General features: G+C 71.5%; 9 protein-coding genes. 6 read left to right on the top strand and 3 right to left on the bottom strand.

Annotated features, from left to right (window positions below; genetic code table 11):
* Positions 1–480 precede the first annotated feature (480 nt).
* Positions 481–1,179, top strand: a complete 699-nt coding sequence (locus JW592_RS04720) for a hypothetical protein (protein ID WP_209263594.1) — start codon at positions 481–483, stop codon at positions 1,177–1,179.
* The gene (locus JW592_RS04725; RefSeq protein WP_307805288.1) at positions 1,167–2,222 is read left to right on the top strand and encodes a hypothetical protein; all 1,056 of its coding nucleotides are present in this window, start codon (positions 1,167–1,169) and stop codon (positions 2,220–2,222) included. Before JW592_RS04720 ends, JW592_RS04725 begins: the two co-directional genes overlap by 13 nt.
* On the opposite strand, the gene JW592_RS04730 is transcribed toward JW592_RS04725, so the two are convergent.
* The gene (locus tag JW592_RS04730) at positions 2,215–2,619 is read right to left on the bottom strand and encodes a thiol-disulfide oxidoreductase DCC family protein (RefSeq protein ID WP_209263595.1); all 405 of its coding nucleotides are present in this window, start codon (positions 2,617–2,619) and stop codon (positions 2,215–2,217) included. The two genes, JW592_RS04725 and JW592_RS04730, sit on opposite strands and share 8 nt — an antisense overlap.
* Positions 2,620–3,121: 502 nt before the next feature.
* Between JW592_RS04730 and JW592_RS04735 the strand changes: the two genes are divergently transcribed.
* Positions 3,122–4,501 (top strand): amino acid permease, encoded by a 1,380-nt coding sequence (locus JW592_RS04735; RefSeq protein WP_372446449.1) that lies wholly within the window; start codon positions 3,122–3,124, stop codon positions 4,499–4,501.
* Between the two features lie 27 nt (positions 4,502–4,528).
* Here the strand turns inward: JW592_RS04735 and JW592_RS04740 are convergent, their stop codons facing one another.
* Both JW592_RS04740 and JW592_RS04745 read right to left on the bottom strand, forming a co-directional pair.
* Positions 4,529–5,818 carry a DUF1266 domain-containing protein gene (locus JW592_RS04740; RefSeq protein ID WP_209263596.1) on the bottom strand — a complete coding sequence of 430 codons (1,290 nt, stop codon included), beginning with the start codon at positions 5,816–5,818 and terminating at the stop codon, positions 4,529–4,531.
* Positions 5,819–6,273: 455 nt separating this feature from the next.
* Positions 6,274–6,588: a hypothetical protein gene (locus JW592_RS04745; RefSeq protein WP_209263597.1), complete on the bottom strand. Its 315-nt coding sequence runs from the start codon at positions 6,586–6,588 to the stop codon at positions 6,274–6,276.
* Positions 6,589–6,722: 134 nt separating this feature from the next.
* On the opposite strand from JW592_RS04745, the gene JW592_RS04750 reads away from it, so the two are divergent.
* The 3 genes from JW592_RS04750 to JW592_RS33515 all read left to right on the top strand — a co-directional run bounded on the left by JW592_RS04750 (position 6,723) and on the right by JW592_RS33515 (position 12,377).
* Positions 6,723–8,324: a beta-N-acetylhexosaminidase gene (locus JW592_RS04750; RefSeq protein WP_209263598.1), complete on the top strand. Its 1,602-nt coding sequence runs from the start codon at positions 6,723–6,725 to the stop codon at positions 8,322–8,324.
* A gap of 292 nt (positions 8,325–8,616) precedes the next feature.
* Complete coding sequence (locus tag JW592_RS04755; protein WP_209263599.1) at positions 8,617–9,489, top strand: FAD binding domain-containing protein; 873 nt, start codon at positions 8,617–8,619, stop codon at positions 9,487–9,489.
* Positions 9,486–12,377, top strand: a complete 2,892-nt coding sequence (locus tag JW592_RS33515; RefSeq protein ID WP_372446450.1) for a 2Fe-2S iron-sulfur cluster-binding protein — start codon at positions 9,486–9,488, stop codon at positions 12,375–12,377. The genes JW592_RS04755 and JW592_RS33515 overlap by 4 nt, the downstream gene beginning before the upstream one ends.
* Positions 12,378–12,456: the final 79 nt, after the last annotated feature.

Raw genomic sequence — 12,456 nt, forward strand, 5'->3', positions numbered from 1 at the left:
CGGTACGCACGGCAGCACGAGGTGGCGGAGCGGGATCGGGACGCGAGTCGGGCCGTGGACGTGCGGGTTCTGTGGCGCGGGCACCTCGCGCGGACGCACGGTACGGACATCGAGGGCGTGCGGTGAGGCGCGGGGAGCCGGTGTACGACATCACGCGGCAGCAGCCCGCGATCGTGATGAGCATGCATGGTGCGTGGCTGACGTTGACGCGCCCGGGGAGGCGGGCATGGCGTACTCATGTGTCAGCCGTACGGGTGGCGACCGTGAAGGAGCGGCGTGCGCTGCGAGCTGTGGGAAAGCTCGCTCAGTCCCAGCGGGCAAGGGAGTTGAGCGCGCGGCTGCGCGAGGTGAACGAGCGTAGCCGCAGCGGTGGGCGTTGAGGGGTGGGTGGGCAGCTCTACTGAACTTGCTCGATGGGGTGTTGGGGGCGCTGCTACCGTCAGGTGCACGACAGTCACCTGACGCTACTGGGAGCTCGCCGTGCACCTCACCCGCCGCCCCGCCGTCTCGTTGGCCGCCGCCACGGTTGCCGCTGCGCTGCTTCTCGCCGGGTGCGGTGGGGGTGACGGGGATGGGAAGAGCCGCAAGATCGAGGGCGCCGATGATGCGGGTAAGAAGTCGTCGCAGCCCGGCCCTGGTGAGAGCGAGGACGACTCGAAGTCGAAAGAGCCCGACTTCCGTACGTCCGATATCAAGCTGCCGGATGACCTCAAAATGGTCTTCGACTGGGAGCAGCCCTCGGACCCTGACAAGGCCGCTGCACTCGACGGGGCGGCCGACTATATGCGGGCAATGAATCACGGCTCGGTGAAGCAGGATCCCAAGGACCCCGTGTTGGCGCAGCACGTGGTCCCTTTGCAGACAGCCGAAGAGGCTGCGACCAAGAAGATCAAGCTCGATACCAAGGCCGGCTACACGGTGACCGGAACGGAGCGCTTCTCCCACGCCAAGATCGGTGACGTCGTCGACTCGAAGCTGGTCGAGGTCTCCTTCTGCATGAACCAGAGGGAGTTTTTCAGTAAGGAGATCAAGACCGGAAAGGTGCGGCGGACCAAAGAGAGCGACGAGGATTATCTACGTATCGCACTGGTAATGCAGAAGCCGGAGAAGCCCCGGCAGGTCTGGAAGGCCCGGTCTTTGGAATTCAAGGGGGAGGGGAAGCGGCTGTGCGAAAGCTGACCGCGCGCGGTTTGCTGGTGTCTGCGGTCTGTGGGGCGAGCGTCCTGGGGGCCGCTCATTCCGCGTACGCGAAAGATGACTTCTCGAAGACTGCTTTCGGTAGCGTGCAGGACCGGAAGGCCACCGCCGGAGCTGGAGGTAGCCGCAAAATCAGCTACTCCGGCAATGGTTCCGGTGGGAGTGGTGGCGGGGGTGGGAACCTGGCGGTGCCCGGTGGGGATTGGGCGCCGCCTCCGTGTTGGTATGCGCCGACGTATTCGCCGGAGGAGCTCAAGGAGAAGGTGGATGCGTCGCCGTACTCGTTGACGGGGAAGGCTCCCAACAACGGTGGACGCAAGCAGGAGGTGGACACTGATATCCGGCACAAGTATTCAAAGGGCGACTACAAGAACTTCAACCTCGACAAGCAGGGTGAGGGGAAGTTCTGGGCGGCGGTGCCGAATCCGGCGGAGAAGGATGCGGCGCGGCGAGAGTCGTGTACGAGGTTGCCGTTCTGGGTGAAGAACGGTGAGCGGCCGGATGTGGAGAATGCGATCAGTCCGGAGATTCTCTCGAAGCTGGCGTATGCGCAGGTAACGGTGCCGGGGACGCGGGTGAAGCTGAATCCGGACGGCGAGCAGACGGTGAATTTGCCGACGTGGGTGTGGCTGGACAAGGGGAAGTACAGGCCGTTGTCGGTGAGGGCGTCTGTGGATCTGGGTGGGGGTGAGGAGATCTGGGCTCGGACGACGGTGGAGCCGGATGCGCTGAAGCTGAGTCCGGGGACCGAGAACGCCACGCTGCACCCGTCGTCCGGCGAGTGCGGGATCAAGGGCGACGGCAGCATCGGCAGCCCGTACAAGAAGGGGAGCGGGAAGAAGGCGCCGCCGTGCGGGGTGACGTATCTGCGCGCTACGCAGGGCGGGAGTGGTTACACCTTGCGGTCCACTCTTACGTGGAAGGCTTCGTGGGAGGGGAGCGAGGGGGCGGGTGGCGATCTGCCGACCGGCGAGTTCGGGGGCGAGCAGGACGTCACCGTTCAGGAGATCCAGGCCATCAACTAGCCGAGTGTGAGCGGGCGACCGCGCACGCCGCCGTACCGCCCGGGAGGCGGTGGCGGTTGGCGGCGATCACGCGGTAGCCCACGTGCGCGGCCCAGCGAAAGGGCGGCAGGGTCAGTACGGCGCCCAGCACCGGCCAGGCGCCGCCCGCCGCGCTGAGCAGCGCTTTGGCGACGGCCTGCGCGCCGCCGTACACCGCCCCGGCAGGCGTCACCCACAGCACCTCGTGCTCGGCGCGCTCCCGTGTGACGCCGAGGGCTGCGAGGTCGGCGGGGTCGGCGAACTGCCAGGGCTCGTACGTGCACCGGGGCCGTACGCGCCGTTCGGCGAAGTGGACCGCCGACGTGCAGAAGCCGCAGTCGCCGTCGTAGAGAAGCACCGGTAGGGACTGATTCCGCATGGGGAAAGGGTCCCATGCCGTTCCGTGGTTGTGGTCGGCCCAGCCGGCCGGGAGGTCACCGTGGGTTCCCAGCTGCCGGGGGCGCCATCCGGGCAACGTCGCGCAACGTTTCCCCGTTCGAGTGCTCAAGTGCGCAACGATCTTCCGGTGATGCGCAACAGGCATGCATTCCTGTCGTGAGCTGCGGACTCGTAGGCTCATGCCCCGTGCCAGGAGTGGCGGTGACCGCCAGCTCGGCAACCCCCACCGGTGCACGGGTCCACCCCGCACGGGATGACGCTGCATGTGCTTTGTCAGGTAAGCGGACGGGGAGTCGCCGTCCTGGGCCCCGCCCACCCACCGCCGTGACAAGGAGCCCGACATGCCGCCGATGCCGCCGGAACACAGCACAGCGCCGCCCTCGGCCGAGCCCCCGTCCCCGCCGAGCTCTCCACACAGCTCCGGCGCTGACCCGGCCATTAGCCACCCGGGTGCCGGGGCAGCGCGCGGCGGCAGTCGGCTGATGCGGCGCAAGCCCGTCGAACGGCTGGTCGCCGAGGGCGGGCAGGGCGCGGGCGGTGCGCTGCGCCGCTCCCTGTCCATGTGGCAGCTGACAATGATCAGCATCGGCGCCACGCTGGGCACCGGAATCTTCGTCGTACTCGGCGAAGCCACCCCGCTCGCCGGTCCCGCCGTCTCGATCTCCTTCGTCCTCGCCGGTCTGACCGCTCTCTTCTCCGCCCTGTCCTACGCCGAGCTGGCCGGCTCCATCCCGGTCTCCGGTTCCTCGTACTCGTACGCCTACGCGACCATGGGCGAACTCGTCGCCTGGATCTGCGGCTGGTGTCTCGTATTGGAGTACGGCATCTCCGTGGCGGCCGTCGCCGTCGGCTGGGGTGAGTACCTCGACGAACTCCTGCACGGCACCCTCGGCGTGACCATCCCCGAAGCGGTCTCCGCGCCGCTGGGCGAGGGCGGCTTCGTCAATCTGCCCGCGCTCGCGGTGATCCTGCTGGCGATGGTCTTCCTGATGGGCGGCGCCAAGGAGAGCGCCCGGATCAACACCGCCATGGTCGTCATCAAGATCGTGACCCTGCTGCTCTTCTGCGGCATCGGCTTCTTCGGCATCAAGGCCGGCAACTACGCGCCGCTCGCCCCGCTGGGGGTCACCGGCGTCAGCGCCGCGGCCGCCACCCTCTTCTTCTCCTACATCGGCTTCGACGCCGCATCCACCGCGGGCGAGGAGGCGAAGAACCCGAAGCGGGACCTGCCCCGGGCCATCATGCTGTCGCTGCTGATCGTCACCGTGCTCTACTGCGTGGTCGCGCTCGTCGCCGTCGGCGCCATGCCCTGGCAGGACTTCGAGGGCACCGACGCCGCGCTGGCCCGGATCATGAAGGACGTCACCGGCATGGGCCTGTGGAGCGTCGTACTGGCCGCGGGAGCCGTCGTCGCCATCGCCAGCGTCGTCTTCGCCGTCCTCTACGGCCAGACCCGCATCCTGTTCGCCATGTCCCGGGACGGCCTCGTACCGAAGGTGTTCGCCAAGGTGAACGAGCGGACCGGGACGCCGCGCGCCAACACGCTGCTCGTCTCCGCCTTCTGCGGCATCCTCGCCGCCACCATCCCGCTCGGCGAACTCGCCAACGCCACCAGCATCGGCACGCTCTTCGCCTTCGCCCTGGTCAACATCGCCGTCATCATCCTGCGCCGGACCCGGCCCACCATGAACCGGTCCTTCCGGGTGGCACTCTTCCCCCTCACGCCGCTGCTCGGCTTCGGGTTCTGCGTCTGGATGATGGTCAGCCTTCCGGCCGTCACCTGGGTCTGCTTCGCCGCCTGGATGGCCGCGGGCCTCGCCGTCTACTTCGGCTACGGCATCCGGCACTCGCGCCTCCGCTGAGGCGCGAGTGGCCGGCCCCCAGGTCTCTCAGCCGCTGTCCCCGGCGCGGAAGGGAAGCGTGAGCCAGGGGCTCTCGGGGTCGGTCGTCAGCACGCGGTGCGCGGTCAGCATCTCCTCGTACCAGGAGCCGAACTCCTCCTCGTCGAAGTGGAGGCAGCGGCCGAGGATGTACGCGGCGGAGAAGTCCTCCCACGAGCGGTAGCTGACCGTGCTGACCCGCCCGGCGCGAAGGACGGCCGCCTCCGCCTCCTCCAAGGAGCAGAAGCGGGCGCCCAGTCCGAAGCGGGCCATGTTGGAGGCGCGGCCGTAGTCCCAGGCCGCGACCGAGCGGACGAACCGCCCCTCGGGCAGCAGTCCGTCCGCGCGGAACCGGGCCTCGTACCGGGTGATGCGGCCGATCAGCCGCTTCACGCCGTCGATCTGCCACTCCACCTCCTCCTCGGAGGGGCCCTCGGTACGCGTCACACCGTCCGGCGTCAGCTCGATCGTGGCCGTCGCGACCCGCTTGCGCAGCACCCGCTCCGCGGCCTGCCGCCAGTGGGCCGTCTCCACTTGGCCGCCGAAATCCTGCGCCAGGCTGTGCCGCAGGCCGAGGGCGAACTCCCACACCGGGCTGCTCATCTCGTTGGTCAGCAGCTCCTCCTGGTACTGCTGCCACTTCTCGCGTGTGGTCACGCCCCACCAGCGGTCGAGCGCTCGCCGCTCGTCGTTGTAACCGTGTCCATGGCCGAGGGAGTTCCAGTAGTGGCCGTTGTTCACACACAGCAGCGCCCCACAGGCGAGCCCCCGTGCGACCGGGCCGGTGCGCGGGCCGCCGACCCAGAGGGTGCGCAGCGTGCCGTGCTGGCAGACGTGGTCGACGCGGTCGGCGTGCTGCTGCCACAGCGCGCACAGCGACTGGCTGGCCGGGAAGTACGCCTCACACGGCGAGCCCGGGTTCACCGCCAGCCACGGCGGATCCTGCGGCGACCAGCTGCGGGCGTACGCGTCCAGGCTCTCCGAGATGAAGACCGGGTCGTCGATCGGCGCGGGCAGCATGGCCTCCGTGTACACGGCGGCGCACCAGCCCTGCACCTCCGGGCGCCAGACCGGCTGCAGCCGGGCCGGGATACGGCCAGGATTGGCGTCCAGCCAGGGGCGGGAGGCGAGGCGGTACAGATATTCGCCGGCCAGCACGTCCAGGTACGCGGCCCAGTCGTGCCGTGTCTTCGCCTCGTAGAGCTGCTGCTCCACCACGCTGGGCGCCTGCCACGGCTCCGCCACCCGCGTCGGTCCTGCTTCCCCCGCGGCCCCTTCGGCCGCCCCCCGCTTCCACATCTGTTGTCCTCGCACTCGCCGTCGCGCCGTTCGCCTGCCCTGTCCGACGGCTCAACGGAGCGACTGAACGGCCGGTATCACCACGTACACGACCAGCAGCAGGGCCGCCACACACACCCCGGTCACCCGCCCTGCGGTGACCTCCCTCTTCCGCCCCCCACCAGGCGGCGCCCACCCAGCGCCCGGATGCGCCCCGTACGGATTGGGCGGCGGAACAGGCAGTCGCGGGGGCCGCTGGGCCATGACGCGGTGACCTCCGGTGGCTCGCTGAGCGAGGACATCCTCGCTGCTGCGTATTGACGCGGACCGAGAATGACCGACAGTGACCCTCAGGCCAACACACGGTCGGAGAGCCAGGATACCCTCGCTGGTGCTCACATGAGCAGCCGGGCAACGGGTCGGCGGAGGCACGTGGCGACAGCATCCACGCTGATGATTGGCCGTCGTTCCGGAGGTCAGACCCCGCGATTCTCCTTGCCGAACTCAACGCGCGAGTTCAGCAATTCCACCCATGGATTGTCCGTATTTTGCGAGTAGTTGGCATTATGGGCGCTTGGTGCAGTTTCAATCAGATGCAGAAGGGTCCAGGAGAGTCCATAGCAGTCGTCGGAGCCGAAGGCTGCAGTAAGTGCCTGTGCTTCTTCGCCGGATACAGGTTTGGCGATCTGCTCGAGGAGGTGCTGCGCGGAAGCGATTTCTTCCTCGCTTGCCTCCTCGGAGGGTAGGGGGCCTGCGTCCAGCAACTCCTGAACTGCGCGTCGGATCGTCACTTGTCACTCCTTTCAAAGGGCTGGTCCCCTGCGGGAAGCGGCCGCCGCTGCGAAGAGGCTGGACGGCGCGGGGCTCGGGTATGGCTGTGGCAGAAGGATGTACCAGGGGTGACGACCCGTGAGGAGGAAGCGCCATGCCGGCGGTCGGATGGGGGACGGGCCTCGTGCCGTGTGCCAGGGAGGTGCGCGAGGAGGCGGGACCGCCCTTCGTATGGGGGAGCCGCACCGCTCTCCTCGCCAGGCCCGGGACGACGGGGGTCGCCCGGTGGCTGCGGGGCCGGGCCGTGCTGCCGTTCCAGGAGGGGGAGCAAGGCAACAGCAACACCCTCGAACTCCGGCTGGATGCCGGCCTCGGCGCCGAGTCGTACCGGCTGGACGTCACCGCCGAACGTGCCCTGATCGAGGGTGGGGACGCGGCGGGCGTGTTCTGGGGCGTACAGACTCTGCGGCAGGCGCTGCCGCCCGCGGCGTTCCGGCGGGCCGGGGCCCTCACCTCCCTCGAGGTGCCTCCCGTCCGCGTCCAGGACGCGCCGCGGTTCGGCTGGCGCGGCCTGCTGCTGGATGTGGCACGGCACTTCATGCCCAAGGACGGGGTGCTCCGTATCCTCGATCTGCTCGCGGCGCACAAGCTGAACGTCCTGCATCTGCACCTGACCGACGACCAGGGCTGGCGGATGGAGGTCCAGCGCTACCCGCGGCTCACCGAGGTCGGCGGTCGGCGGTCCCGTACCCGGGTGGGCCACCGCGCCTCCCCGCTGTGGGACGAGCGTCCGCACGGCGGCTGGTACACCAAGGACGACCTTCGCGAAATCGTGGCGTACGCCGCAGACCGGCACATCACCGTCGTACCCGAGATCGAACTGCCCGGGCACTCGCAGGCCGCGATCGCCGCCTACCCCGAACTCGGCAGCACGGGGACCGAAGTCGAGGTCTGGACCGACTGGGGCGTCAGCCCGCATCTGCTGGCACCCACCGACCAGGTGCTGCGCTTCTACGAGCACGTACTGGAGGAGGTGCTCGACGTCTTCCCGTCCCCCTTCATCCACATCGGCGGGGACGAGACGCCGAAGGACCAGTGGCGGGCCTCCGCCGCCGCGCAGGCCCGGATGGCGCGGGAGGGGCTGGAGGACGAGGAAGCGCTCCAGGCGTGGCTGGTGCGGCACTTCGACCGGTGGCTGGCCGAGCGCGGGCGGCGGATGGTCGGCTGGGACGAAATCCTCCAGGGCGGCACCCTCGCGGGCGACGGACTGACGCCGGGCGCCGTCGTCTCCTCCTGGCGGGGGTACGAGGGTGGCATCGCGGCCGCCGAGGCGGGCCACGATGTGGTGATGTGTCCCGAGCACGAGCTGTACCTCGACCGGCGGCAGGCGCCCGGCGACGAGGAGCCCGTGCCACTGGGGTACGTGGCGTCGCTGCGGGACGTGTACGAGGTGCGGCCGGTGCCCGAGCGGCTGGCGGCGGCCGGGCTCGCGGGGCGGGTGCTGGGGGTGCAGGCCAATATGTGGACCGAGTGCGCGGAGAGTTCGCAACGCGTCGACTATCAGATGTTCCCCCGGCTCGCCGCCGTCGCGGAGGTCGCCTGGGCCGGGCCCGGCCACCCGTACGAGGACTTCGCGGAGCGCCTGGAGAGGGCACACCTGCCCCGCCTGGACGCCCTCGGCGTTGAATACCGTCCTGCGACGGGGCCGCGTCCCTGGCAGCGGCGGCCGGGAATTCCGGGGCGACCGCTGGGGTGAGGGCGGCCACCGCCGGAGTGAGGGCCGATCACCCGCCCGGGCAAGGGACGGCCACCCGCCGGAGTGACGGTCGGCCGCCCGCAGTCAAACGGTACGAAAGAGCCCATCCCTGGCCCTCGTGCCAGGCGCGGGCCGAGATATGCCAGAGTTGCCTCGTCCGGGCTGTGAGCACGTACCGTACGGCAGTGCAGCCGGGAGCCCGGTATGTCGGGGAAGGGGCAGCAGGTTGAGCACGCACGTACGGCATGCACCAGACGGCGAACGAGCCGCGCAGGCTGTGCCCCCTGCTGTCATGCTGCCGACCACCCTGGACGAGGCCGTCTCCGCGCTCTCCGCCGTACCGGCGGCCGTGCCGGTCGCCGGCGGCACCGATCTGATGGCCGACGTCAACTCAGGGCAGCTCCGCCCCGCCGCGCTGGTCGGCCTCGGCCGGATCAGCGAGATCCGCGGCTGGTCCTACCAGGACGGGTACGCCGTGCTCGGCGCCGGCCTCACCCACGCGCGCATGGGCAGCGCCGACTTCGCCGCGCTCATCCCCGCGCTCGCCGCCGCTGCGCGCGCCGCGGGCCCCCCGCAGATCCGCAACGCGGGCACCCTCGGCGGCAACATCGTCGGCGCCTCGCCCACCGGGGACGCGCTGCCCGTACTCGCCGCGCTGGAGGCCACGCTCTCCATCGCGGGCCCGGAAGGCGCGCGCCGCGAGCTGCCGGTCAGCCATCTGCTCGCCGGAATGGAGATGCTCCGGCCCAGCGAGGTCGTCGGCTATGTGAAGGTGCCGCTGCTGCACGCCCCGCAGACCTTTCTGAAGGCCACCAGCCGTACCGGACCGAGCCGCGCGCTGGCCTCCGTCGCCGTCGTGCTCGACCCGATGCGGCGCGGGGTGCGGTGCGCGGTGGGCGCCGTCGCGCCGATGCCGCTGCGCCCACTGGAGGCCGAGCAGTGGATCGCCTCGCTCATCGACTGGGACGGGGAGCGGAGCCTGGCCCCTGAGGCGCTGTCCGCTTTCGGGGAGTACGTCGCGATGGCGTGCATCCCCGACCCGCCGCCAGAGGAGGGCGCCGACGGCACGTCCGGCGCCGTTCCCCAGCTTCCGCCCGCCGCACTGCACTTGCGGCGTACGGTGGCGACACTGGCCCGCCGAGGACTCGGGAGGGCTCTCGCATGAGCGGCACACCACAGGCACCACACGACAACGGGAACGGAAACCGGAACGGGGGCGCGGGTCCGCACGCGGGTGCGGACCCGCACGGACACGTGAACGCGCACACGGACACGGGCGAGTACGGAAACGGCGCGGGCGGCGCCGAGCAGTACGGTGCCGACCAGTACGGCGAGCAGTACGGCGGCGACCAGCACGGCCGCGATCAGCACGGCGGCGGACAGTACGGCGGTGACCCGTACGCGCAGGAGGCCCCGTACGGGCAGCACGTGCCCAGGAGCTGGGGCGGCGGCGAGTACGACGCCGACGCCACAGCCTTCGTCCAGCTCCCCAGCGGTGGCTTCGGGGAGTTCGCCGAGGACGTGCCGCTGGCCGCACCCGGAACGGGCCAGGGCGGCTACACGCCACCGCCGATCGACCCGTCGTCCCACACCGCGGCGGACGGCGGCACCGGCTCGCCGCTCCCCGCCGCCGATCCGGCCACCGGCGGCCACTGGGTGCTGCCGTTCGCACCCGAGCACGGCGAACAGGGAGCGGGGGCCGGCACCGACGGAGCCGGTCAGCCTGGACCGTACGGGCAGTCGGGACCTTACGGGCAACCCGGGGCGTACGCACAGCCCGAGCAGTACGGCCCCGACTCCGGGCAGGGCCACGCGCACGGGGCGGGCGTCCCGGAGCAGGGGCAGCCGGTCAACGGCCCCAACCCGCACGGCACTCCGAACGACACCCTGGGCGGCCAGGGGAGCAGCCAGGGCCTTCCCGGCACCCCTCAGGACACCCAGGGCGACTCCGCCGCGTCTGCGCCCGCCGCGCCCGGCGGGTTCGGCCAGGGCGCCGCTGCCGCGCTCGCGGGCTCCCACGAGGCCCGCACCGGACGCCGCCCCCTGGGCACGGGGGTGGCCCGCGCGGCCACCACGGACGAGCAACCCACACCGCCTGGGCCGGGTTCGCCCGCACCGGGTTCGCCGGTGCCGGGTACGCCCGCTTCGGGTACGCCGGTGCCGGGTACGCCTGCTGCGGGTACGCCGGTGCCGGGTACGCCCGCTTCGGGTACGCCGGTGCCGGGTACGCCCGCTTCGGGTACGCCGATGCCCGGCAGTCGCACCCCCGTACACCGCGATCCCGAGGCCGGTGCGCCCGTGTCCGGCGGTCCCCGGGCCGACGCGCCCGGGGCCGGGGCCGGGGCCCAGGAGGGTGAGCCCGCGCACGCGTGGACGCCCTCGTCCCCGGCGTCCGCGCCGCACTGGGACAGCCCGGCTCCCGTGCCCGGGAGCGCACCGGACGCGGCAGGTCCCGGACCGCTGCCCCCGCAGGAGCCGGGCACGCAGACGTGGCCGGCCGACGGTGTGCCCGGTTCCACCACCGCGTACCGCTTCCCGAGTGTGCCCACTGCCGACCACGCGGACGCCTCGCCCGTACCCGAGCCCCAGCAGCCCGGGATCGTCGCCGGAGAGCCGCCCGCCCCGCCCGCCGGGCCGGAGAGCCACTCGGACTCCGAGGTGACCTCCCTGGCCCAGGCCGCTCCGGCACCCGTGCCGCCGCCCGCTCCCCAACCGCAGGCGGCCGAGCCCGAGTCGGACGCCGCCGCGCGAACAGAGGCCGGGGAAGCGCCCGGGCCCGGACCCGAGGCCGTATCCCAACCCCGCCCCGAGCACCCCGAGTCCGAGCATCCCGAGTCCGAGCAGGCCGCGACCGGAACCGAGGCCGGCCCCGGGCACGCGACCGGCGCCCCGCCCACGCCCGGGACCGAACCCGCAGCGGAGGCCGGGTCCGAGGCCGCCCCCGAGCCGGAGCCCGGGTCCGAGTCCGACCCCGCGTCCGACTCCGAGGGGGGTCCTGCGGGTGCCGCCGAGGCCGACGGTGAGGCGGACCCGGCGGACGAGGAGGACGCGGCGCCGCTCCCCGAGGCCGTCGAGACGGAGGACGAGCATCCGCACGTCTCGTACGTCCTGCGGGTCAACGGCGTGGACCGGCCCGTCGCCAGCGCCTGGATCGGCGAGTCGCTGCTGTACGTACTGCGGGAGCGGCTGGGCCTGGCCGGTGCCAAGGACGGCTGCTCGCAGGGGGAGTGCGGGGCCTGCTCGGTACAGGTGGACGGGCGGCTGGTGGCCGCGTGCCTGGTGCCGGCGGCCACCGCGGCCGGGAGCGAAGTGCGCACCGTCGAGGGGCTGTCGGCCGACGGCACGCCGTCCGACGTGCAGTGCGCGCTCGCCGAGAGCGGATCGGTGCAGTGCGGGTTCTGCGTGCCGGGCCTCGCGATGACCGTGCACGACCTGCTGGAGGGCAACCACGCCCCCACCGAACTCGAGACCCGCAAGGCCATCAGCGGCAACCTGTGCCGGTGCTCGGGCTATCGCGGGGTGCTCGACGCGGTCCGTACGGTCGTCGAGCAGCGCGCCGCGCGGGCCGAGCGGGAGGCCGCCGAGGCGGAGGCCCAGGAACAGGCCCAGGCCCACGCCCAGTCCCAGGCAGCCATCGACCAGCAGCACCCTGGCCACGGCCAGTACCCCGGCCACGCCGACCACGGCCAGGGCGGCTTCGACCCGCAGAGCGGTTACGCGCACGGCGGGTACGAGCAGCAGCCGGTCCCGTACGAGCAACAGCAGGGCGGCTACGAGCAGCAGCCGGGTGGCGGCTACGGGCCCGGAGCGTACGACGAAGGCGCGACCTACGGCGGGGTGCCCTACGAACAGGGCGGCCACGGGCAGAGCGGCCACGAGCAGAGCGGCTACGAACAGAACAGCCACGAACAGGGCGGCTACGGACCCGACGGCTACGGTTACGAGGCCGCGTACCCCGACGGCACCTACCCCGACGGCACCTACCCCGACGGCACCTACGGCGCGCACATCCCGCACCAGACCCGGCACCCCGAGAACGGCGGCGAGTCGTGATGCGTACCCGGCATGGTGGCAAGCTTCGCAGCGCAGGAGTGACCGCGCCCCGAAGGGGCGCGGGGAACGGCGCGACCAG

The sequence above is a fragment of the Streptomyces spirodelae genome (assembly GCF_017676385.1).
GTDB lineage: Bacteria > Actinomycetota > Actinomycetes > Streptomycetales > Streptomycetaceae > Streptomyces > Streptomyces spirodelae.

Excerpts from the sequence above, each read along its gene's own strand:
- JW592_RS04755 (WP_209263599.1), top strand. The coding sequence starts at position 8,617 with ATGCTGCCGACCACCCTGGACGAGGCCGTCTCCGCGCTCTCCGCCGTA.
- JW592_RS04730 (WP_209263595.1), bottom strand. The coding sequence starts at position 2,619 with ATGCGGAATCAGTCCCTACCGGTGCTTCTCTACGACGGCGACTGCGGC.
- JW592_RS33515 (WP_372446450.1), top strand. The coding sequence starts at position 9,486 with ATGAGCGGCACACCACAGGCACCACACGACAACGGGAACGGAAACCGG.
- JW592_RS04750 (WP_209263598.1), top strand. The coding sequence starts at position 6,723 with ATGCCGGCGGTCGGATGGGGGACGGGCCTCGTGCCGTGTGCCAGGGAG.
- JW592_RS04740 (WP_209263596.1), bottom strand. The coding sequence starts at position 5,818 with ATGTGGAAGCGGGGGGCGGCCGAAGGGGCCGCGGGGGAAGCAGGACCG.
- JW592_RS04735 (WP_372446449.1), top strand. The coding sequence starts at position 3,122 with ATGCGGCGCAAGCCCGTCGAACGGCTGGTCGCCGAGGGCGGGCAGGGC.